This window comes from Pseudomonas sp. Pseusp18, from assembly GCF_059506005.1.
Genome location: NZ_CP169240.1, coordinates 1233692 through 1256106, shown reverse-complemented (window position 1 = coordinate 1256106; position 22415 = coordinate 1233692). Strand labels below are relative to the sequence as shown.

Genomic DNA, 22415 nt, shown 5'->3' with positions numbered 1-22415 from the left:
GGCCGTTCTGTTACTTCAGGTGTTCGATCATGGCATTTCGCCCTCTCACGGCCAGAGCACCCGCCGTTCTGCTTCGCGAAGCCAAACCGCTGAAAGCCATCTTTGGCCACGCTCAACGCCTGGGTCATTTGCAACGTCTGGTGGAAAGCCAGCTGCAACCGGCCGCCCGCGAGCATTGCCATGTGGCGTCGTGGCGCGAAGGCAGTTTATTGCTGATTGTCACCGACGGTCACTGGGCCACCCGCCTGCGTTATCAACAAAAGCGTCTGCAACGCCAGTTACAGCTGTTCGACGAGTTCGCCAGCCTGACGCGGATCCTGTTCAAGGTGCAGCCACCGACCGTTCAGCAAGGAGCGGCTGGGCATACCATGGATTTGTCGACGGATGCCGCGGCGACCATTCAGGCGACGGCTGACGGGATTACCGACCCGAATCTAAGGGCGGCGCTGGAGCGGTTGGCGGCGCACGCCAAGCCCAAGGTTTAAAAGCAAGATCAAAGGATCGCAGCCTTCGGCAGCTCCTACGCGCCTGTAGGCGCCGCCGAAGGCTGCGATCTTTTGATTTTCAGCGGCGTTTGCTACCGCCGAGCAATGAGCCCATCAACCCGCGTACCAGCTGTCGGCCCAATTGATTGGCCGCCTGTCGCATCGCCGATTTAAGCGCCTGTCCTGCGGCCGTACCGAGGAATTCCCCGGCCTGTTCGGTGAAACTCGGCTCTTCGGGGGCAGGTTTGCCCGGCGCGGTTTCAGGCTCCGGCGCCAACCCCTTGCGCCCCATCAGCACTTCATAGGCCGATTCGCGATCAACCGGTTTGTCATATCGCCCTTTAAACGGCGAACCGGCAATCAGCACCGTGCGCTCAGTCTCGGTCAGTGGCCCGATCCGCGATTGCGGCGGTGCGACCAGTACACGCTGGACCATCTCCGGCGTACCCTTGTCCTGCAAGGTGCCGACCAACGCCTCGCCGATGCCCAGCTCAGTCAACACCGACAAGGCATCAAATGCCGGGTTCGGCCGGAAGCCCTCGGCCACTGCACGCAGGGATTTCTGCTCTTTGGCGGTGAACGCGCGCAAGCCATGCTGAACACGCAGGCCCAACTGAGCCAGTACATCATCCGGCAAGTCCCCCGGCGATTGGGTGACGAAATACACGCCCACGCCTTTCGAACGGATCAGCCGCACCACTTGTTCCAGACGATCCTGCAAGGCCTTGGGCGTACCGGCGAACAACAAGTGCGCCTCGTCGAAAAACAGCGCCAGCAGCGGTTTATCGGCATCGCCGCGTTCCGGCAGTTGCTCGAACAATTCAGCCAGCAACCACAGCAGGAACGTCGCGTAGACCTTCGGCGCTTCGTGCACCAGACGGCTGGCGTCGAGCAAATGGATGCGCCCGCGACCGTCCATCGCCGGCTGCAAAATATCTTCCAGTTGCAGTGCCGGTTCACCGAACAACGCTTCGGCGCCCTGCTGTTCCAGCGTCGCCAAACGGCGCAACAGTGCCTGGCTGGAACCGGTGGTCATCAGCGCCGCGTCATCGCCCAGTAATTCGGGTTTATCGCGCAGGTGATTGAGCAGCGCCTTCAAATCTTTCAAATCCAGCAGCAACAGCCCTTCGCGGTCGGCCACCTTGAACGCGGCATAAAGAGCCGACTGCTGACTGTCGGTCAGCTCCAGCAGGCTGCCGAGCAGCAACGGCCCCATTTCGCTCAAGGTGGTGCGCAATGGATGACCGGACTGACCGTGAATGTCCCACAGGGTTACCGGATACGCCTGAGGCTTATGGTTCAGCCAAGGCATGCCGGCGATCCGCTCCGCGACCTTGCCTTGAGGGTTACCGGCGGCGCCCAGGCCGCACAGGTCGCCCTTGATGTCCGCCGCGAACACCGCCACGCCTGCATCGCTGAACGCTTCGGCCAGGCGCTGCAACGTGACGGTTTTACCGGTCCCGGTAGCGCCCGCTACCAAACCGTGACGGTTCGCCAGGCGCATGGCCTGGGCGATTGGCTGGCCCGCGAGGTCAGCGCCGATAACGAGTTGCGATGAGTCAGGCATTTTGTCACCCCTGGTTAATCTTTGATCCTTCATGGCCGATAACAACCGAGAGACCAGACTGAAAATAGCGTCGGTAATTCCCTAAGGAGAGACGGAAATATCAGCTTACTTTCAACCCTGCCCATTTTGCGCGCCTTTATAAAAGCACGCCCTGGACAATAAGACCTTAGCGGACCCACAAGCCATGAATAAAAACCTGCGCTTCAGCCATAAAATACTGCTTGCCGCCGCCCTGATCGTTATCGCCGCATTCGCCTCCTTCACGCTGTATAACGACTATTTGCAGCGCAATGCGATACGCCGCGACCTGGACAACTACCTGCAAGAAATGGGTAACGTCACCGCCAAGAATATTCAGACCTGGCTGGCGGGTCGTAGCCTGTTGATCGAAAACCTCTCACAAACTGTTGCCCTGAACGCCGAGACGGATAACGTCGCCAAACTGCTGGAACAGAAGGCCGTCACATCGACCTTCATGGGTGCCTACCTGGGCAACAAGGACGGCACCTTCATTATCCGTCCGGACAGCAAGATGCCCGACGGCTATGACCCTCGCGCCCGCCCTTGGTACAAGAGCGCGCAAAGCACCAGTGGTTCTGCCTTGACCGAACCTTATATCGACCTGGCGTCTGGCCAGTTGGTGATTTCCATCGTCGACAGCGTCCTCAAGGACGGTCAGAACATCGGCGTGGTCGGTGGCGACCTGAGTCTGCAAGTGATCACCGACAGCCTCAACGCGCTGGACTTCAACGGCATGGGCTATGCGTTCCTGGTCAGCGCCGATGGCAAGATCCTGGTTCACCCGGACAAAGCGCTGGCGATGAAAAACCTCAAGGACGTCTACCCGCAAGACACGCCCGTCATCGGTAATCAGCCGAGCGAGATCAAAGTCGACGGCAAAACCCGCATCGTGACCTTCACCCCGATCAAGGGACTGTCCTCGGTCAACTGGTACATCGGCCTCTCTGTGGACAAGGACAAAGCCTTCTCCATGCTCAGCGAATTCCGCACCTCGGCGATCATCGCGACCCTGATTGCAGTGGCCATCATCATTGGCTTGCTGGGCATGCTGATCCGCCTGCTGATCCAGCCGCTGCATGTGATGACCCGCGCCATGGAAGACATCGCCGACGGTGAAGGCGACCTGACCAAACGCCTGACCATCCAGAATCAGGACGAATTCGGCATCCTTGGCACGGCGTTCAACCGTTTCGTGGAACGGATTCATACGTCGATCCGCGAAGTGTCCTCGGCCACCGGCCAGGTCAACGAAGTGGCCTTGCGGGTGGTGGCGGCCTCGAACTCGTCGATGTTCAATTCCGACCAGCAAGCCTCGCGTACCAGCAGCGTCGCCGCGGCCATCAACCAGCTCGGCGCCGCGGCTCAGGAAATCGCCCGTAACGCAGCGCAAGCGTCGAATCAGGCCAGCGATGCCCGCAGCCTGGCCGAAGACGGCCAGCAAGTGGTGGATCGCAGCATTGCCGCGATGAATCAGCTGTCGAGCATGCTCAGCGCTTCGAGCACCAACATCGAATCGCTGAACAGCAAAACCGTGAACATCGGGCAGATTCTCGAAGTGATCACCAGCATTTCCCAGCAAACCAACCTGCTGGCGCTCAACGCCGCCATCGAAGCGGCGCGGGCCGGTGAAGCCGGGCGCGGTTTTGCCGTGGTGGCCGACGAGGTGCGCAACCTGGCGCACCGCACGCAGGAGTCGGCGCAACAGGTGCAGACTATGATCGAGGAGCTGCAAGTCGGCGCCCGCGAATCCGTCAGCACCATGAGCGACAGCCAACGCCACAGCCAGGACAGCGTGGAAATCGCCAACCTGGCCGGCGAGCGCCTGAACAGCGTGACGTTGCGCATCGGCGAAATCGACGGCATGAACCAGTCGGTGGCCACGGCGACCGAGGAACAGACGGCGGTGGTGGAGTCGATCAACGTGGACATCACCGAGATCAACACGCTGAACCAGGAGGGCGTGGAAAACCTGCAATCGACCTTGCGGGCGTGCTCGGACCTTGAGCAACAGGCCTCGCGCTTGAAGCAATTGGTGGGCAGTTTCCGTATCTAACGTCTGATCACAGACACTGTGGCGAGGGAGCTTGCTCCCGCTGGGTCGCGAAGCGACCCCAAAATCGGGATCAAAGGTGTGCCAGATTGAACACACCGGCTGATTTACGACTGCTTCGCAGCCGAGCGGGACGGTGCGGCGTTCCGACAAGCTCCCTCGCCACACAACGGTCTAAAGCCCTTGGCTTCACCGCAAAACCCCAACCGAACATCTATCCTTCATATAGGTCAACCAAAGGGAGAACAACGGCCCGGAGGGATGTTCATCGTGCATATCGCTGACATAACCATGTTCTACGCCCCTGCCAGCGGTGGCGTGCGCACGTATCTGGATGCCAAGCACCGTCGCCTGGGCAGCAAATCGGGCATTTGTCACAGCCTGTTGATCCCCGGGGCTCATTTGAGTGAACAGGATGGCGTTTACACGGTTCCGGCCCCGGCCCTGCCTTTCGGCAAGGGTTATCGTTTCCCCCTCCGTCTCGCGCCGTGGCGCAATGTTCTACAGGATTTACAGCCTGACTTGATCGAAGTCGGCGACCCTTACCTGACTGCCTGGGCGGCTTTGGACGCCAAGCGACAGCTCGATGTGCCGGTAATCGGTTTTTATCACTCCGACCTGCCGTTGCTGGTCAGCAATCGCATGGGCAACTGGGTTACGCCCAATGTCGAAGCGTATGTCAGCAAGCTCTATGGCAACTTCGACCGGGTTCTGGCGCCAAGCCAGGTCATGGCCTCCAAACTGATCGGGTTGGGGGTGAAGAACGTTTTCGTACAGCCCCTGGGCGTCGACCTGCAAACGTTCAACCCCAGCGTTCGGGATCCAGGCCTGCGGGCTGAATTGGGCATCGATGAAAACACTCACCTGCTGATCTTCGCCGGCCGTGGCTCCAAGGAAAAAAACCTGCCGGTGCTGCTCAACTGCATGAAACGCCTGGGCCGTCGTTACCACCTGTTGTTGGTGGGCTCGTCGATGCCGACCCTGGTGCCGCGCAATGTCACCGTCCTCGATGAATTCTGCCCGGCAGCCAAAGTCGCACGCCTGATGGCCAGCGCCGACGCGCTGGTGCATGCCGGCGATCAGGAAACCTTTGGCCTGGTGGTTCTCGAAGCCATGGCCAGTGGCATTCCCGTGGTGGCCGTGGCGGCCGGGGCTTTTCAAGAGATTGTCACCGATCAGTGCGGCCTGCTCTGCGCGCCGAACAATCCAGTGGCGATGGCCAACACCGTTCGCGAACTGTTCAGCCAAGGCAGCACCGCGTTGGGCAAACAGGCCCGCCGACATGTCGAGCAACATTACGCCTGGGACACCGTGGTCCACAGTCTGCTGGGGCACTATCACGCCGTACTCGGCACGCAATGGCCGCTGATCGCCAATGGCTGAGCCCATGAACACACCCAGCCTGTTGTTGGTGTTACACGACGTTGCACCGCAGACCTGGCCCGATTACCAGGCCTTCGTCGAAGCCGTCGACGCATTGGGTACAGTGCCGATGACCTGGCTGGTGGTGCCGAACTTCCATAAACATAACGACCTGGACGCCTATCCGGCATTTCGACGTGTGCTGAGCAGTCGTGTCGCTCGCGGCGACGAACTGGCACTGCACGGTTACTTCCATTGCGATGAAGGGCCGATTCCCACCACTCCCCGAGACTGGTTCATGCGCCGGATCTATACCCACGAAGGCGAGTTCTACGACCTGCCTCTTGAAGCCGCCCTCGCCCGCCTGCGCGCCGGAATCGAGGTATTCCATCGTTACAACTGGCCGCTCGAAGGCTTCGTCGCCCCCGCCTGGCTGATGAGCGAAGGCACCCGTCAGGCCTTGCGCCAGTTACCGCTGCGCTACACCAGCGATTCGCAGCACCTGATTCGTCTGCCGGATTTCACTGCGATCGATGCCCCAGGCCTGGTCTGGAGCGCGCGCAGTGCCTGGCGCCGGGGTTTGTCCAGGCTGGTCAGCGAGCAGCGCGAACAACGCTGGCGCCAGGCGCCGGTGATTCGCCTCAGCCTGCACCCGGTGGACATGCGCCATGAATTCTCGCGTCATTATTGGCTGCAACTCCTCAAGCGTTTGCTCGACGAGGGCCGTGTGCCGATGACCAAGGCCAACTGGCTGGCACAGCAACGCGACCTCATTGGTCGCGCCGCATGAGCCGCGGGATTCTGCTGGTCGTCGCCCTGCTCGCTGCAGTGCTCATCCCGTCGTTGCTGGGCGGCGGCGAGACATGGTCGCGGCTGCAACGCTTCCCGCTGGAATGGCTGCTGATCATGTTCGGCATGATCCTGTTGTGCTGGCTGCTCAACACCCTGCGCTTGCGCCTGTTGCTGGGCGATCAGCGTGACAAGGTGAGCCGCCTCAAAAGCCTCGGGGTGGTGATGTCCGCCGAGTTCGCCTACTGCGCCACCCCCGGCGGCAGCGGCGGACCGCTGACCATCATGGCCCTGCTGGCGCGCCACGGTGTACGGCCGGCCAGGGGCAGCGCCGTGTTCGCCATGGACCAGTTGAGCGACTTGCTGTTTTTTCTCTGCGCGCTGTGCGGGATTCTGATTTATGCCCTGTTCCAGCACCTCAGTCAGCGCATGGAATGGCTGCTGACCGTCAGCGCCATCTCGATGTTCGGCGGGTTGTTCAGTTGCGCGGTGGTGGCTCGCTACCACCGTTCGCTGATTCGCCTGAGCGGTCGGTTGCTCGCCCGTCTCAATGTCAAAGAAGCGACTCGGCTTCGCTGGGCGCGAAAGCTCCTGCACTTCCTGGCGGCGTTCACCGACACACTGAAGTTACCCTTTCAAACATTGATCACGGTGTTTGCCCTGACCTGCCTGCATTGGGTCTTGCGGTATAGCGTGCTGTATCTGGCGTTACGCGGGCTGGGCGTGGACTTGCAATGGGCCTGGTGCTTTCTGATCCAGATGCTGTCATTGAGTGCGGGGCAATTCAGTCTGTTGCCGGGCGGTGCCGGGGCGGCGGAACTGACGTCGGCAGCGCTGCTGGCGCCCATGGTGGGGAAATCCACCGCGGCGGCGGCGATTCTGATCTGGCGGACCGTGACCTATTACTTCTATCTGGTGGTCGGTGGCCCGGTGTTTCTGCTGATGCTCGGGCGGCCATTGCTGAAGAAGTTGATGAAGTTCAAGCAAGCTTGAAAGATCTTTTCAGGCGCCCCCGGCTGTATCTTCAGAATCGTCCTGCAACTGCTCCCACAACTCGGCGGCGCCGGGAAACTCCGTGCCGTCTTCGGGGCTCAGGTCGTCCGGATCGTAGCGGCTCAAACAGCCCTCGCCCAATGTGGCGGGCGCCTTGGAAACAGCTTTATCCAGCGGATCGGCCATGGTCATGTCCTCAGTGTAGAAACGGCGAAGGGCCTGAAGCGATTGAACGCCCAGGCCCTTCGGATTTCAACCGTATGGCTGTCAGAACACGACGGTTTTGTTGCCGTGCACCAACACCCGGTCTTCCAGGTGATAACGCAGACCACGAGCCAGCACCATTTTCTCGACGTCACGACCGAAGCGCACCATGTCTTCAATACTGTCGCTGTGACTGACACGCACCACGTCCTGCTCGATGATCGGACCGGCGTCCAGCTCTTCGGTTACATAGTGGCAAGTGGCGCCGATCAACTTCACACCGCGCATCGAAGCCTGATGATACGGCTTGGCACCGACGAACGACGGCAGGAAGCTGTGGTGAATGTTGATGACTTTGTGGGCATATTCGCTGCACAAGTCGGGCGGCAGAATCTGCATGTAACGGGCGAGTACCACCACTTCGGCGTCGTGCTGTTTGACCAGGCGCGAGACTTCGGCGAAAGCCGGTTCCTTGTTCTGCGGGTTGACCGGTACATGGTAGTAAGGAATACCGTGCCACTCGACCATGCTGCGCAAATCGTCATGGTTGGAAATCACGCAGGCGATTTCACAGTCCAGTTCGTCGCTGTGCCAGCGGTGTAACAAATCGGCCAGGCAATGGGACTCACGGCTGGCCATCAACACCACGCGCTTCTTCTGCTCGGTGTCGGTGATGCGCCAGTCCATCGAGAACTCTTGGGCAATCGGTGCAAACGCTTCGCGAAAGGCTTCGATACCGAAAGGCAGCGAATCGGCACGAATTTCGTGACGCATGAAGAACCAGCCACTGAGATTGTCCGAGTGATGGCTCGCTTCAGTGATCCAGCCGTTATGTGACGCCAGAAAGTTACTGACTTTAGCAACGATGCCGACGCGGTCCGGGCAAGCAATCACCAGCCGAAAAGTGCGCATGAGGGGGAAACTCCAGAACTTCGCAAAGGCCGCCATTCTAGCGATTGCGCAGCAAAACTGCAGTATTGATGACGCGCGGCCGCGGATTGCGGTCATCGGCACAGGTTCCGGCGGTGCCATACGCCAGTGCATGGTGCTCTAGTGGCCAGTCTTCAAGAGGTCAACTGTGAATATTTGTGACGCTATTTAACTGTCTCTCCAATGAGTGTCCTATTCATCGCAACTAAATTAAGTAAAACTTCGGTTAAATGTTTACTTGATGAAACACCCTGACTATTATTGTCGCACTGTCACCCTGTCATCCAGCGCCAACATAAGGTAGTCCTCATGTCCTTGATCAACGAATATCGCGCCACCGAAGAAGCTATCAAAGAGCTGCAAGCCCGTTTGAAGAACCTGTCCCAAGACGACAAACTGCAAACCGAGCTGGAATTCGAAGGCAAATTGCGCACCCTGATGGGCGAATACTCCAAATCCCTGCGTGACATCATTGCCCTATTGGATCCAGAGTCCAAAACCAAGGCTCCACGTGGCGGCGCAGTAAAAACTACCGGCACCAAGCGTGCTCGCAAAGTTAAACAATACAAAAACCCGCACAACGGCGAAGTCATCGAAACCAAAGGTGGCAACCACAAAACTCTGAAAGAGTGGAAAGCCAAGTGGGGCGGTGATGTGGTTGAAGGCTGGGCTACCCTGCTGGGCTAAGCCGCAAGCGCGTCGCAGACTGATCCGCGACCAAAAGAACGCCAGCAAATGCTGGCGTTTTTTTATGCCCGGAATTCAAGCGCAAGTCATTTTCGTTTTCAAATATTCAAACGTTTGCGTAATGCCTGGACATGAATCTGCCATTCATCCAGAACCTCTTGCTGAAACGATGTAGGACTAATCGTCAATTGGGCGGCAGCTGTCAGAAAACTTTCCAGCGTATTGGGAGCGCCCCACTCCGGTGCGGACAAACGTTGCTGACAGAATATTCGCCAGCGCTCTTGCTCTTCCAGGCTCAACGTATCGGGAAAGTTGCGTGCGCGATAACGAAACAATAATTCGGGCAAGCGTTCATCATCGAAAGGCCACTGCTCTTGTGCTAATTGCGCAGGATCGGCCGCTCTGACTTGCTCACATAGACGCCGGTCCCGATCGCCGATAAAACCGTCGTATAACTGTTGCTCGGGGTCCAGGCTCGCGGCGAAATCCTCGCGGGCATAAACTCCCGAGACTTTATCTTGCCAAAGTTGTTGTGCGGCACTTAGCCGCAGCGCCCGTTCCTGATAGAGCGCCATGTCCAGCCCCAAGCGTTGCTGATCTTCGGGACGAAGTACCGATAACGGCGCCACGACCGGGCACTTGTTGATGTGGATGAGCTTGAGCGGCACCGGCAGTTCGCCTTCGGCCAGATCGTCACGGCGGGTATAAAGCCGCTGACGTAAGGTTTCGGTATCCAGATCGAGCAGCCCCTGAGGGTCCAGGTGCAGGTCACAGACAATCAACGCGTTGCGATTGCGTGGATGCCAGGCCAGTGGCAGTACCACGCCGACATAATGGCGGGCCGCCGAAAAGCGCCCGGAAATGTGCACCATCGGCTGCAACAGCCGAATCTGGTCCATCACCTTTTGTTTGCTGCGCAACTGAAACAGCCAGTCATACAACTTCGGCTGTTTTTCACGAATCAGGCGCGCCAGGGCGATGGTCGCGCGAACATCCGACAGTGCCTCGTGGGCATTCCCGTGATCGATGCCGTTGGCGGCGGTCAGGCGTTCGAGCTTGAGCGTCACCCGCCCTTCGTCATCCTTGGGCCAGACGAAGCCATCGGGACGCAACGCATAAGCCGCGCGCACAATGTCGATCAGGTCCCAGCGGCTGTTGCCGCCCTGCCACTCCCGCGCATAGGGGTCGAAAAAGTTTCGATACAGGCTATAACGGGTCATCTCGTCGTCGAAACGCAGCGTGTTGTACCCCGCGCCACAAGTGCCGGGCATAGCGAGCTGGGCATGCACCCGTGTCATGAAATCGGCTTCGCTCAAACCTTGCTCGGCCAGAAGGCCAGGCGTGATACCCGTGATCGCGCAGGCTGCCGGATGCGGCAGGATGTCGTCACTGGGCTGGCAGTAGAGATTGACCGGCTCGTCTATTTCATTGAGATCGAAGTCGGTGCGAATCCCCGCCACTTGCAACGGACGGTCGCAACGGGGGTTGATGCCAGTGGTTTCGTAGTCGTACCAGAAGATCGAGGTCACGGGTTGTTCCTGAACTGAAGACCGGCGAAGTCTAGGCGCACACAGGCTGCCTCGACCAGAAATGTTGTCATTCAATCACCTCTGGTCACGCACCGTGCAATACATAGTTATGTCGTTTTCCCCCGAGAGGCTGCTAGCATCGGACGTACCAGGCCCATCAAGGTTTCCCATGCTCGAGACCACAGCACTGCCACGGAAAGCAACGCTGGCCCCGCCACTGGACACGCGGTATCAGGTCGAAACGCCCGAAGGCATCGACTTGCCACTGCGCCCGGCCGGGTTGATGGTCCGTGCGCTGGCGTTCACCATCGACCTGGGCCTGCGCGGGTTGATCCTGGGCCTGCTGTTCATGGTGCTGGCGTTCCTCGGCAAACTCGGCGCCGGGCTTGGCTCGATTTTGCTGTTCGTGGTGAGCTGGTGGTACATGGTGCTGTTCGAGGTGCTCAATCAGGGGCGCTCGCCGGGCAAGCAATGGATGGGGTTGCGCGTGGTGCACGACGATGGCACCCCCATCGGCTGGTCCGCGTCCTTGCTGCGTAACCTGTTGCGATTTGTCGACATGTTGCCGTTCGGCTACTTCCTCGGGGCCATCAGTTGCCTGCAACATCCCACCTTCAAACGCCTCGGCGATCTGGCCGCCGGCACGCTGGTGATCTACCGCGAACAACCGCTCACCCGACCGCAGTTACCCGATGCCCCGCCGCGCCGTGCCGCTTTCGCGCTGACGCTGACCGAGCAACGCGCCATCCTCGGGTTTGCCGAGCGCCAGGGTGAACTCTCCGAGGCGCGGGCAAGCGAACTCGCCTCGATACTCGCGCAACCGCTGCACGTTTCAGCGCCGCAGGCCGTGGCCGAACTCAACGGCATCGCCCGCGGCCTGTTGGGCCCGACATGAAGCAAAGCCTATTCGAAAGCCGCCACAAGACCGAATGGGAGCAGTTTGCACTCATGCTCGAACGGCTGGAACGCGGCAAGGAAACCTCGCGAGTCACCAGCTTCCCCAGCGATTATCGACGGCTCTGCCAACACCTGGCCCTGGCTCAGGAGCGTGGTTACAGCAGCTTTTTGGTCGACTCGCTACAGCAACAGGTGCTGCGCGGGCATCAACAGCTTTATCGACATCGCAGTTGGCTGAGGGCCAACGTACTGAGCTTCATCCTTGCCGACTTCCCGCGACTGGTGCGCGAACAATGGCGCTTCGTGCTTGCCGCCTGCCTGATATTTTTTGGCAGCCTGATTGGAATCGGGCTGCTGGTGTATCTGTTCCCGGAACTGGTCTACAACCTGATCCCGGCCGAGCAGGTCAGTGAGATGCAAAGCATGTACGACCCCGTCGCCGGTCATCTGGGGCGCTTGGCAGAACGGGCGGCCAGTGAAGACTGGGAGATGTTCGGTTACTACATCATGCACAACATCGGCATCGCGTTTCAGACCTTCGCCAGCGGTTTGCTGTTTGGCCTGGGCAGCGCGTTTTTCCTGTTCTTCAACGGCTTGATGATCGGTGCGGTGGCCGGGCACCTGACGCACATCGGCTACGGGCAAACCTTCTGGTCATTCGTGATCGGTCACGGCGCCTTCGAACTGAGCGCCATTGCCCTGGCCGGTGCCGCCGGCCTGCAACTGGGCTGGGCGTTGATCGCGCCGGGACGTTTGCCCCGTGCCGAAGCCCTGCGAGTGGCGGCGAGCAAGAGTGTGTTGCTGATTTGCGGAGTCATGCTGCTTTTGTTGATTGCAGCGTTTATAGAAGCCTACTGGTCGTCGCGGACCGGAGTCACGCCGCTGACCAAATACCTGGTCGGCGCAGCGCTCTGGGTGTTGGTCGCGACTTATCTGCTGTTTGCCGGACGGACCCGCCATGCGCCTGAGTGACGCCAGTGCAGTGATTCGCCCACGCACAAACTGGGAAGCCATGGACCTGGGGGTGCTGCTGAGTCAGCGCCATCGACGCCTGTTGATGACCAGTTGGGCGATCGTGACCCTACCGATTTTTACCTTGCTCAGCCTCATGCTGTGGGAGTCGCCCTCCCTCGCCCTGTTCCTGTTCTGGTGGCTCAAACCGGCGTTCGACCGGCTACCGCTGTACATCCTGTCCAAAGCCATGTTCGGCGAAACACCCACACTGAAACAGGCCCTGCGCCAATGGCCGCGCCTGCTCCCGCCGCAACTGCTGGCCAGCCTGACCTGGCGCCGCCTGAGCCTGAGCCGCAGCTTTCTGATGCCGGTGGTGCAACTCGAAGGCCTGGAGGGCGAAGCACGACAACAGCGTTTACGCGTGCTGTTGCAGCGTAATGCCGGTGCCGCGCAATGGCTGACGATCATCGGCGTGCACCTGGAAACCGCGTTGTGGATCGGCCTGATGGTGCTGTTCTACATGCTCCTGCCACTGCAGGTCGAAATCGACTGGGGCTGGCAGACCTTGATTGCCGCCGCCACACAAGACTGGCGCTGGCTGGAACACCTGACCAATGCTTTTTACGCCCTGGTGCTGGTGGTCTGGGAACCGATTTATGTCGCCTGTGGTTTCAGCCTTTACCTGAACCGGCGCACACGGCTGGAAGCCTGGGACATCGAACTGGTGTTCCGCCGCTTGCGCCAACGCCTGAGCAGCACAGTCATCACGCTACTGCTGGCGGCGTTTGTGCTGGTGCCGACGGGGCAAAGCGTCTGGGCCGCCGAACCGGACATGTCACCGGACAGCCCGCGTCTGCTGGAGCAACCGCTGACCAGTCAGGCATCCCGAAACAGCATCAAGGCCATCCTCGATCAGCCACCGTTCAAGAACAAGGAAACGGTGACCCGCTATCGGTTCGGCGAAGACAAGCCCAACGACGACACTGCGCACGGTGGTCAAACACCCGCCTGGCTGAAAGCGCTGTTCAGTTTGCTCGACAGCCAACGTTTCGGCGCATTGGCCAACCTGATCGAAGTGTTGCTGTGGGGCGCGGTGATCGGCGCCCTCGGCCTGTTGATCTGGCGTTACCGCGACTGGTTGCAGGCGTTCGTCAGCCGCCGGCCGGCGTTGAACCATAAAGTGACGCGACCATTGCCGCAGCAGGCGTTCGGTCTGGACCTCAACCGCGAAACCCTGCCCGCCGATATCGCGGCCAGCGCCGAAAGCCTCTGGCAAACCAACCCGCGTGAAGCCCTTGGTTTGCTCTATCGCGCCTTGCTCAGCCACTTGCTGAACGACTTCAACATGACGCTCAAACCCGCCGACACCGAAGGCGAAGTGCTTCAGCGCGTTGAACAGTTGAAACAACCGGCGTTGCTGGCCTTCAGTAAAAACCTGACCGCACACTGGCAGAACATGGCCTACGGGCATCGCCTGCCACCGGCGCATTTGCAACAGGAACTGTGTGACGGCTGGCGTGCGTTGTTCGGCCCCGGAGCGGTCCGTTGAACCGCAGGGCATGGCTGGCGGTCGGCGTGTTCATCGTCGTGCTTCTGGGCGCGTTGGGTGTTTACCTGTATTTCAAGGCCACGCCCTATCAGGTACAAATCGAACACGGCCCGTCCCCTGAAGCCCAGGCCAATCCCTATCTGGCCGCCGAGCATTTTCTGCGCAAACAGGGCCTGACCGTCAGCCACGCCAACAGCCTCGACATCCTGCCGACCCTCGAACCACGTCAGCACAGCCTGTTGTTGCTCGGCGACCGGTCCAACATGTCGCCGCGCCAGGTGGATCAGGTGTTGAACTGGACCCGGGCCGGTGGGCGCCTGGTATTCGTCGCCGAAGCCCTGTGGGATGAAAAGACCGGCCAAAGCAATGACCTGCTGCTCGACCGGGTGCAGTTGCATCAGTTCCTGAGCAAAGACCTCAAGGACTCGCCACCTGATCTGCGCGATGACCCCTACCCCAAACTGACCAAGCTCTATCTGGAAAACGAAGAGGCGCCGGCCTACTTCAGCTTCGATACCGCGTTCCACCTCGATGACCCGAAAAACCTTGCCCAGGCCTGGGCCAACAGTGGCAAGGCCACGCACATGATGCAGCTGAGCCACGGGTTGGGTTCGATCACCGTGGTCACCGACGCCGACCTCTGGAAAACCCCGGCTATCGACCAGTACGACAACGCCTGGTTGCTGTGGTACCTGACGGCCGACACCGATGTGACCTTGCTATTCAATACCGAGCACGACAGTCTGCTGACATTGCTGTGGCGTTACTTTCCCCAAGCCCTGGTGGCCCTGATCGCCTTGATCGCTTTGGGTTTCTGGCACGTTGGCGTGCGCAGCGGCCCGTTGCTGGAGCCGGCCCCAAGGGCGCGTCGGCATCTTCAGGAACACCTGCGAGCCAGTGCCGATTTCATGCTGCGCCGCAGCGGTCAGCACAGCCTGTTGCACGCCTTGCAGCAAGACATCCTGCGTCGTGTCCGCCACCGTCATCCCGGTTTTGAACAACTCGGCGTCGCCGAACAATGGCTGGTGCTCGCACGCCTGACCGGCCAACCCACACGCGCCATCAGCCAGGCCATGAGCCCGCGACCGAAACAGCGGCTGTCCAGCGCTGAATTCAGCCGTCAGGTCGCCCACCTGCAAACCTTGAGGAACGCCTTATCATGAGTGAACAGATCGAGCCCGGCCCCCAGACCCACGCCGCCCAGCAGCGCCAGCGCGCCAGCCAGTTGGCCCAGGCGGTAAGGACGGAACTGCAAAAAGCGGTGATCGGCCAGAACACCGTGATCGACGATGTGCTCACTGCCCTGATCGCCGGCGGCCATGTGCTGCTCGAAGGCGTGCCGGGGTTGGGCAAGACGTTGCTGGTGCGCGCCCTCGCCCGTTGCTTCGGTGGCGAATACGCCCGCATCCAGTTCACCCCGGACCTGATGCCCAGCGACGTCACCGGGCACGCGGTGTACGACTTGCAGACCGAGCAATTCAAACTGCGCAAAGGCCCGTTGTTCACCAACCTGCTGCTGGCCGATGAAATCAACCGCGCACCGGCAAAAACCCAGGCCGCGTTGCTCGAAGCCATGCAGGAACGCCAGGTCACCCTCGAAGGCCGCGCCCTGCCCATCGCCCAACCGTTCATGGTGCTGGCCACGCAAAACCCGATCGAACAGGAAGGCACTTACCCGTTACCCGAAGCCGAACTCGACCGCTTCATGCTCAAGGTACGCATGGACTACCCCGAGGCCGATCAGGAATTGGACATGGTGCGTCAGGTCAGCCGCTCGACCCGCGCCGACATGCTCGATGTACAACCGCTGCGCACCGTGTTGCAAGCCAAGGACGTGCTGGCCTTGCAGCGCATTGCCAGCGATCTGCCGCTGGACGATCAGGTGCTCGATTACGCCGTGCGCCTGGCCCGCACCACCCGCACCTGGCCGGGCTTGACCCTCGGCGCCGGGCCTCGCGCCTCCATCGCCCTGGCACGTTGCGCCCGCGCCCGCGCCTTGTTGCGCGGGGGCGAGTTCGTGATTCCCGACGACATCAAAGGTTGCGCCCTGGCGGTACTGCGTCACCGTGTGCGGATTGCCCCGGAGCTAGACATCGAAGGGCTGGACGTCGATCAGGTGCTCAAGCAACTGCTCGACCAAGTGCCGGCGCCACGCCTGTGAACATGGCCATGCGGACCACCCCTGTGGCGAGGGAGCTTGCTCCCGCTGGGCTGCGAAGCGGCCCCAACATTTCTGATAGGGCGAAGAACTTGCCAGCGCTGCGCACTGGAGCGGGAGCAAGCTCCCTCGCCACAGGAACTGTGTGCCGATGAAACCATCCCGGCTTCTACTGGCCTGGCTTGCGGCCTTGCTGGCCATCAGCATCGTGCTGGGCGCCTTACGGGCGCTGGACATCGCCGTTCCATCAAGCCTTTTATCGATCAACTGGGGATTACTGCTGGCCCTGCTGGCCCTGGCGATACTCGACGCCATTCGCCTCAAGCGTTTGCCCTCACCGCGCCTCCAGCGACAAATGCCCGGCAGCCTGGCGCTCGGTCGATGGAGCGAAGTGCGACTGGAGGCCGAGCATAATTTTACCCAGCCACTGAACATTCAGATCTTCGACCACGTACCCGACGGCCTGAGCTTCGAAAACCTGCCCCTGTCGGTCGAACTGCAACCCGGCCAACAGAGCCAGATCAGCTACCGCCTGCGCCCACTCATGCGCGGCCATTTCAGCTTCGAACACTGCGAAATCAACCTGCCGAGCCCCATGGGTTTGTGGTCCGACAAACGCCTGCTCAACATACCCGACACCACCCGCGTCTACCCCGATTTCGCCCGCCTCTACGGCGGCCAGTTGCTGGCGGTGGACAATTGGCTCAGCCAACTCGGCGTACGCCAGCGCCAACGTCGCGGCCTGGGCCTGGAGTTCCATCAACTGCGCGAATTCCGCGAAGGCGACAGCCTGCGCCAGATCGACTGGAAAGCCACCGCCCGCCAACGCACCCCCATCGCCCGCGAGTACCAGGACGAGCGCGACCAGCAAATCATCTTCATGCTCGACTGCGGCCGCCGCATGCGCAGCCAGGACGGCGAGCTCGCCCATTTCGATCACGCCCTCAATGCCTGCCTGTTGCTCAGCTACATCGCGTTGCGCCAGGGCGACGCGGTGGGCTTGAGCACCTTCGCCAGCAACCATCCGCACTACCTTGCCCCGGTCAAGGGCACAGGCCAGCTCAACGTGTTGCTCAACACCGTCTACGACCTCGACAGCACCCAACGCCCGGCCGACTACCAGGCTGCCGTCACGCAACTACTGGCCCGACAGAAACGCCGGGCACTGGTGGTGCTGGTGACCAACTTGCGGGATGAAGACGATGAAGAACTGCTGACCGCCGTCAAGCGCCTGAGCAAACTGCATCGGGTGTTGGTGGCGAGCCTGCGTGAAGACTTGCTCGACAATCTACGGCACGCCCCGGTGCAGACCTTGCCAGAGGCGCTGGCCTATTGCGGGACGGTGGATTATTTGAATGACCGGGCGCAACTCCATGAGCGGTTGAGTGCTCATGGAGTGCCGGTGGTGGATGCTCGGCCTGGGGAGTTGGGGGGCGAGTTGGTGACGGCGTATTTGGGGTGGAAAAAAGCTGGGACGATGTAACGTCGAATCGTATATAAAATCGTCATATCACGATGTCTACATGAATATGACGTGCGAGCACGTACGACAGGCCTTCAATCCGGGTACTTACGAAAACCAATCCCCTGAAAGCTCTATCACAAGGAATCAATCATGGACGAGACAAACCTATTTGCTTCAGTGCTAACGCAGATCAATGAGAACCAACTGGCTTTGGGCGCCGCTATAGAAGAACTATCGAATTGGGTGGCGCAACGAGGGGGTACCGAAGTAGCGGATAACATCCGATGTGCAATGCAAACGATAGATCGAAACCAAGAATTCATCTCTTTAGCACTTATTTCTATCTCCACCGATTTTAAAGAATCACAGGTTCCAAAAAAGAATGACCCTAATGACTAGCTAACCATCAAGAGTCGCAATTCTCCTCGGTTGTTACCCGATGCCTCTCATCGGGTAACAACTGACGCTCATGGTCAGTAATCTGCTTGTTGTCCTCCTCCCGACTTCTCGAATAGCAGCGCTAACGGCTACAGAATGAAGCGCATCTGCCTACAAGTGTCAGCGACCCGGGCTGATTGTGGGTGCTGTCCGTCCCGACATAAGGTTCTCCTTCCCTCGCTGCCGTCCATTCGTCTACCTCCGAATCGGCGGTAGCTCCAACAAGGAGTTAACCGTGTTAATGCCTCGACCCAATCCACGCAATACCATCCCGCGTTCCCCCTACGGAACCCTCGACTCAAGAAAACTCCAAGAAGCTGCCAACAGGGCTCTAGATCACTATCTAAAACAGGAAAACACTGAGCCGTGTTTTGCCAACGAGCGCCCCACCGAGGAACGATCCATGAAAATGTTCACCGTTGTCCCCGATGCCAATCCCGAAGCCTTGAACATCGAGACCTACGAAACCTTTTCGACGGTCAGCATTCTGCTGCTCGACCTGGCTGAAAGCCTGGACGACAAGCCGCGACATCTGGCCATGGCGATTTATCGGATGAGTGAGTTGGGGTTGATGCTGGTGGAGCGATCGCTGGATAACGAGAAGGCGATTAAAACGACGTAACACCAAGATCAAAAGATCGCAGCCTTCGCCAGCTCCTACATCGACCTCGTTCACCGACATGATTTGCGGATGGACATGGGCCCTGCAGGAGCTGGCGAAGCCTGCGATCTTTTGCTTTTCAGGCAGAGGCTGGCAACGGTTGAAAGCTGAAATACTGCGTCAATGCCTCCATCAGTTGCCCATACTCCGGCGGTGCCCGTTGCAGACTGAACCCGGCGTCGTAATGGTGGGGCGTGGCGTCTTCATGGCACCACAGGCAACAGGCCACCAGGTCAATGACCTGCTGGCAGCCGTCGCTGGCGGGGATTTTTATTCGAAGGTCAAAATCGACGCCCACCATCATCGGCAACTGGCTGATGAGCATCAGCCCGTCGCTGGACAAGTTGCCCAGAAAGCCGATGGGTTTGTCGGTGACGCTGTTGAACACTCTCAGAAAATACGGCAGTTGATGCCGCTCGATCCGGCGGTCGGTGAACATGGGTCATTCGCCATGCAAGGCCCTTAAGCAGGGCCGCACTAATGCTTCGGAACGGGCCTGCTTCTATTGATAGAGGCATGGGCGCGCTCTCCCCGATCCTGGTGCGACAGTCCACCCTTCCGCTGCCGCTTACTGCTGCCGATCACAGGTGTAACCTCGATTAGAGGCAAGGCTCTAAATCGATCTATTCGACTATAGCTCACCACCGCCGGTCAGCCAGCCTTTGTAGGACAACCTCAATCAGAACCGGGTCGGGCGTACCTGCGTAGCGCTACGGGTCGGGTAATGCCCCAGGCTCTCCAGGGTTTCCAGCCGGGCACGGGCGCGGTAGGCATACTCGCTTTGCGGGTAGGCCGCGATGATGAACTGGTAAGTCTGGGCCGCATCGATAAACAGCTTCTGCCGTTCCAGGCACTGGCCGCGCATCATCGTCACTTCCGGCTGCACGTAACGACGGGAACGGCTTTCGCGATCGACCTTGGACAGTTCGAGCATCACCTGCTCGCAGTTGCCGCGTTCGTAGGCGCTGTAGGCATTATTCAAATGATGGTCCATCGACCAACGGGTGCAGCCCGTGACGCTGAGGACACTGAGGGCAAGGGCGGCAATGGGCACGAATCGCATGGGGGATCTCCTGTCTTGCGTTCTGTATCGACCCGTTGTCGGAAATCTTCAGAACCGTTTGCGCCGATTGTCGCGTTCAATAAAGAAAGCAAAAAGTAGTGCAAACGAACAATGACTACACCCCGGGACCATAGTAGCCTCTGCTAGCGCTTGAACTCAGGAGTCTTTGCATGTCCGTCCGTCGTACCAAAATCGTCGCTACCCTTGGCCCGGCCAGTAACTCGCCGGAAGTTCTTGAACAGTTGATTCTGGCTGGCCTGGACGTCGCCCGTCTGAACTTCTCCCACGGCACCCCCGACGAGCACAAGGCTCGCGCGAAGCTGGTGCGTGACCTCGCAGCCAAGCACGGCCGCTTCGTCGCCCTGCTGGGTGACCTGCAAGGCCCGAAAATTCGTATCGCCAAATTCGCCAACAAGCGGATCGAGCTGAAGATCGGTGATCAGTTCACCTTCTCCACCAGCCATCCGTTGACCGAAGGCAACCAGCAAGTGGTCGGCATCGACTACCCGGACCTGGTGAAAGACTGCGGCGTGGGCGACGAGCTGCTGCTCGACGACGGCCGCGTGGTGATGCGCGTCGATACCGCCACCGCCACCGAACTGAATTGCACCGTGACCATCGGCGGCCCGCTGTCCGACCATAAAGGCATCAACCGTCGCGGCGGTGGCCTGACGGCGCCGGCCCTGACCGAGAAAGACAAGGCCGACATCAAGCTCGCCGCCGAAATGGAAGTCGACTACCTCGCCGTGTCCTTCCCGCGTGACGCCGCCGACATGGAATACGCCCGTCAACTGCGCGACGAAGCCGGCGGCACTGCCTGGCTGGTGGCGAAGATCGAACGCGCCGAAGCCGTGGCCGACGACGAAACCCTCGACGGCCTGATCAAGGCCTCCGACGCGGTGATGGTTGCCCGTGGTGACCTGGGTGTGGAAATCGGCGACGCTGAGCTGGTGGGCATTCAGAAGAAAATCATTCTGCACGCACGTCGCCACAACAAGGCCGTGATCGTCGCGACCCAGATGATGGAGTCGATGATCCAGAACCCGATGCCGACCCGCGCCGAAGTATCCGACGTAGCCAACGCCGTGCTCGACTACACCGACGCCGTGATGCTCTCGGCGGAAAGTGCCGCCGGCCTGTACCCGCTGGAAGCGGTGCAAGCCATGGCACGCATCTGCATCGGCGCTGAAAAGCACCCGACCAGCAAGACCTCCAGCCACCGCATCGGCAAGACGTTCGAACGTTGCGACGAGAGCATCGCCCTGGCCACGATGTACACCGCCAACCACTTCCCGGGTGTGAAGGCGATCATCGCCCTGACCGAAAGTGGCTACACGCCGTTGATCATGTCGCGCATCCGTTCCTCGGTGCCGATCTACGCGTTCACCCCGCACCGCGAAGCCCAGGCCCGCGCGGCGATGTTCCGTGGCGTCTACACCGTACCGTTCGACCCGGCATCCTTGCCGGCCGAGCAAGTCAGCCAGGCCGCGATCGACGAGTTGCTCAAGCGCGGCGTCGTGCAGAAAGGCGACTGGGTCATCCTGACCAAAGGCGACAGCTACCACACCACCGGCGGCACCAACGGGATGAAAATCCTGCACGTTGGCGACCCGATGGTCTGAGTGACCGCTCGCTGAAAAACAAAAGCCCCGCCATGTGAATGGCGGGGCTTTTTTTCGTCTGTGGGAACGATCGGTTAGTGTTTGCTGATAAACGCTGACAACGCCGCAATAGCCTCCGGTGAACGCAGCCGTTGGGTAAATAACGCGCCCTCTTCTTCTATGGCCTGGCGCAACTGTTCCCGACCCGGTGCTTTCATCAGTTGTTTGCTGATGCGCACCGCCTCCGGCGGCAACGATTCGAAACGCAACGCCATCTCCCGCGCCTTGGCCAACGCCGCTTCGCCACTGCCCAAGGCCTCAGTCGCAATGCCCCACGCCGCAGCCTGTTCACCGCTGAACCCTTCACCCAACAGCAACAACTCCGCCGCTTTGGCCTGCCCAAGCAAGCGCGGCAGGATCAGGCTGGAGCCGAACTCCGGGCATAACCCCAGATTGACGAATGGCATGCGCAACCTCGCATCCGCACTGACATAAACCAGATCGCAATGTAGCAGCATCGTCGTGCCGATCCCCACCGCCGCGCCTGCGACCGCAGCGATCACTGGCTTGCGGCACTCAAGAAGGCCGAGCATGAAGTGAAACACCGGGCTATCGAGATTGCCCGGCGGTTGCTGGATGAAGTCGGCGATGTCGTTGCCAGCCGTGAAGCACTCGGCGCTGCCGATGATCAGCACGGCGTTGATGTCGGGATTGCTGTCGGCAAGCCGCAAGCCCTCCGCCAGTTGGCTGTACATGGCGCGGGTCAGGGCGTTTTTCTTTTCCGGGCAGTTGAGGCGCAGGGTCAGTAAACCGCGCTCACGTTCAAACTGGATGGCGTCGGGCATGGCGAGTCCTGATCTGAGAGGATCCACTGTGGCGAGGGAGCTTGCTCCCGTTCGGCTGCGAAGCAGTCGTAAAACCGGCACACTCGGTTTGTCTGATACACCGAGGTGGCGTCTGTTTTTAGGGGCCGCTTCGCAGCCCAACGGGGCGATGCGGCGTTCCGACAAGC

Annotated in this window: 22 protein-coding genes and 1 pseudogene; 16 read left to right on the top strand and 7 right to left on the bottom strand. The window is 60.1% G+C overall.

Annotation, left to right across the window (positions count from 1 at the left end; all coding sequences use genetic code 11):
- Positions 1 to 29 precede the first annotated feature (29 nt).
- On the top strand, positions 30 to 485 hold the full coding sequence (locus ACEN9A_RS05465; RefSeq protein WP_258672576.1) for a DUF721 domain-containing protein: 456 nt from the start codon (positions 30 to 32) through the stop codon (positions 483 to 485).
- Between the two features lie 79 nt (positions 486 to 564).
- Here the strand turns inward: ACEN9A_RS05465 and ACEN9A_RS05460 are convergent, their stop codons facing one another.
- Positions 565 to 2052, bottom strand: a complete 1488-nt coding sequence (locus ACEN9A_RS05460; protein ID WP_258672575.1) for a helicase HerA-like domain-containing protein — start codon at positions 2050 to 2052, stop codon at positions 565 to 567.
- Between the two features lie 184 nt (positions 2053 to 2236).
- Between ACEN9A_RS05460 and ACEN9A_RS05455 the strand changes: the two are divergent.
- The 5 genes and pseudogenes from ACEN9A_RS05455 to gpgF form a co-directional block, all read left to right on the top strand.
- A pseudogene (locus ACEN9A_RS05455) lies at positions 2237 to 3268 on the top strand (HAMP domain-containing protein); the annotation flags it as partial.
- A gap of 93 nt (positions 3269 to 3361) precedes the next feature.
- A complete protein-coding gene (locus ACEN9A_RS05450) occupies positions 3362 to 4126 on the top strand; it encodes a methyl-accepting chemotaxis protein (protein ID WP_425439644.1) in 765 nt (254 codons plus the stop codon).
- A 258-nt stretch (positions 4127 to 4384) separates the two neighbouring features.
- Positions 4385 to 5506: an N-acetylglucosaminyl phosphatidylglycerol synthase gene (gpgS, locus tag ACEN9A_RS05445; protein ID WP_258672572.1), complete on the top strand. Its 1122-nt coding sequence runs from the start codon at positions 4385 to 4387 to the stop codon at positions 5504 to 5506.
- Positions 5499 to 6275 carry an N-acetylglucosaminyl phosphatidylglycerol deacetylase gene (gene gpgD / locus ACEN9A_RS05440; RefSeq protein WP_258672571.1) on the top strand — a complete coding sequence of 259 codons (777 nt, stop codon included), beginning with the start codon at positions 5499 to 5501 and terminating at the stop codon, positions 6273 to 6275. Before gpgS ends, gpgD begins: the two co-directional genes overlap by 8 nt.
- Positions 6272 to 7267, top strand: coding sequence for a glucosaminyl phosphatidylglycerol flippase (gene gpgF / locus ACEN9A_RS05435; protein WP_258672570.1), 996 nt, complete (start codon positions 6272 to 6274; stop codon positions 7265 to 7267). The genes gpgD and gpgF overlap by 4 nt, the downstream gene beginning before the upstream one ends.
- A 9-nt stretch (positions 7268 to 7276) precedes the next feature.
- Here gpgF and ACEN9A_RS05430 read toward each other — a convergent pair whose 3' ends face one another.
- Together ACEN9A_RS05430 and purU are read right to left on the bottom strand one after the other, a co-directional pair.
- The gene (locus ACEN9A_RS05430; protein ID WP_173861182.1) at positions 7277 to 7453 is read right to left on the bottom strand and encodes a hypothetical protein; all 177 of its coding nucleotides are present in this window, start codon (positions 7451 to 7453) and stop codon (positions 7277 to 7279) included.
- An 81-nt stretch (positions 7454 to 7534) separates the two neighbouring features.
- Positions 7535 to 8383, bottom strand: a complete 849-nt coding sequence (purU, locus tag ACEN9A_RS05425; protein WP_007933315.1) for a formyltetrahydrofolate deformylase — start codon at positions 8381 to 8383, stop codon at positions 7535 to 7537.
- Positions 8384 to 8710: 327 nt separating this feature from the next.
- Here purU and mvaT point away from each other — a divergent pair, with 327 nt between their 5' ends.
- Positions 8711 to 9088 (top strand): histone-like nucleoid-structuring protein MvaT, encoded by a 378-nt coding sequence (gene mvaT / locus ACEN9A_RS05420; protein WP_007933316.1) that lies wholly within the window; start codon positions 8711 to 8713, stop codon positions 9086 to 9088.
- A 98-nt stretch (positions 9089 to 9186) separates the two neighbouring features.
- Here the strand turns inward: mvaT and sbcB are convergent, their stop codons facing one another.
- Positions 9187 to 10617, bottom strand: coding sequence for an exodeoxyribonuclease I (gene sbcB / locus ACEN9A_RS05415; protein ID WP_019651416.1), 1431 nt, complete (start codon positions 10615 to 10617; stop codon positions 9187 to 9189).
- Positions 10618 to 10786: 169 nt separating this feature from the next.
- On the opposite strand from sbcB, the gene ACEN9A_RS05410 reads away from it, so the two are divergent.
- The 8 genes from ACEN9A_RS05410 (at position 10787) to ACEN9A_RS05375 (ending at position 18700) form a co-directional block, all read left to right on the top strand.
- A complete protein-coding gene (locus ACEN9A_RS05410) occupies positions 10787 to 11512 on the top strand; it encodes an RDD family protein (RefSeq protein WP_019651415.1) in 726 nt (241 codons plus the stop codon).
- The gene (locus ACEN9A_RS05405; protein ID WP_258672566.1) at positions 11509 to 12486 is read left to right on the top strand and encodes a stage II sporulation protein M; all 978 of its coding nucleotides are present in this window, start codon (positions 11509 to 11511) and stop codon (positions 12484 to 12486) included. Before ACEN9A_RS05410 ends, ACEN9A_RS05405 begins: the two co-directional genes overlap by 4 nt.
- Positions 12473 to 14017: a DUF4129 domain-containing protein gene (locus ACEN9A_RS05400; protein ID WP_019651413.1), complete on the top strand. Its 1545-nt coding sequence runs from the start codon at positions 12473 to 12475 to the stop codon at positions 14015 to 14017. The genes ACEN9A_RS05405 and ACEN9A_RS05400 overlap by 14 nt, the downstream gene beginning before the upstream one ends.
- Positions 14014 to 15180 carry a DUF4350 domain-containing protein gene (locus ACEN9A_RS05395; RefSeq protein ID WP_019651412.1) on the top strand — a complete coding sequence of 389 codons (1167 nt, stop codon included), beginning with the start codon at positions 14014 to 14016 and terminating at the stop codon, positions 15178 to 15180. Before ACEN9A_RS05400 ends, ACEN9A_RS05395 begins: the two co-directional genes overlap by 4 nt.
- A complete protein-coding gene (locus ACEN9A_RS05390; RefSeq protein WP_258672563.1) occupies positions 15177 to 16178 on the top strand; it encodes an AAA family ATPase in 1002 nt (333 codons plus the stop codon). The genes ACEN9A_RS05395 and ACEN9A_RS05390 overlap by 4 nt, the downstream gene beginning before the upstream one ends.
- A gap of 148 nt (positions 16179 to 16326) precedes the next feature.
- Positions 16327 to 17658 carry a DUF58 domain-containing protein gene (locus ACEN9A_RS05385; RefSeq protein ID WP_258672562.1) on the top strand — a complete coding sequence of 444 codons (1332 nt, stop codon included), beginning with the start codon at positions 16327 to 16329 and terminating at the stop codon, positions 17656 to 17658.
- Positions 17659 to 17790: 132 nt separating this feature from the next.
- On the top strand, positions 17791 to 18039 hold the full coding sequence (locus ACEN9A_RS05380; protein ID WP_019651409.1) for a hypothetical protein: 249 nt from the start codon (positions 17791 to 17793) through the stop codon (positions 18037 to 18039).
- Positions 18040 to 18319: 280 nt separating this feature from the next.
- A complete protein-coding gene (locus ACEN9A_RS05375; RefSeq protein WP_081628277.1) occupies positions 18320 to 18700 on the top strand; it encodes a DUF6124 family protein in 381 nt (126 codons plus the stop codon).
- 118 nt (positions 18701 to 18818) lie between these two features.
- Here the strand turns inward: ACEN9A_RS05375 and ACEN9A_RS05370 are convergent, their stop codons facing one another.
- Together ACEN9A_RS05370 and ACEN9A_RS05365 are read right to left on the bottom strand one after the other, a co-directional pair.
- The gene (locus ACEN9A_RS05370) at positions 18819 to 19178 is read right to left on the bottom strand and encodes a PilZ domain-containing protein (protein WP_019651407.1); all 360 of its coding nucleotides are present in this window, start codon (positions 19176 to 19178) and stop codon (positions 18819 to 18821) included.
- Positions 19179 to 19418: 240 nt separating this feature from the next.
- Positions 19419 to 19802: a tetratricopeptide repeat protein gene (locus tag ACEN9A_RS05365; protein WP_019651406.1), complete on the bottom strand. Its 384-nt coding sequence runs from the start codon at positions 19800 to 19802 to the stop codon at positions 19419 to 19421.
- Positions 19803 to 19972: 170 nt separating this feature from the next.
- On the opposite strand from ACEN9A_RS05365, the gene pyk reads away from it, so the two are divergent.
- Positions 19973 to 21424 (top strand): pyruvate kinase, encoded by a 1452-nt coding sequence (gene pyk / locus ACEN9A_RS05360; protein WP_019651405.1) that lies wholly within the window; start codon positions 19973 to 19975, stop codon positions 21422 to 21424.
- Between the two features lie 74 nt (positions 21425 to 21498).
- Here pyk and ACEN9A_RS05355 read toward each other — a convergent pair whose 3' ends face one another.
- Positions 21499 to 22248, bottom strand: coding sequence for an enoyl-CoA hydratase-related protein (locus ACEN9A_RS05355; protein ID WP_258672561.1), 750 nt, complete (start codon positions 22246 to 22248; stop codon positions 21499 to 21501).
- Between the last annotated feature and the right edge of the window lie 167 nt (positions 22249 to 22415).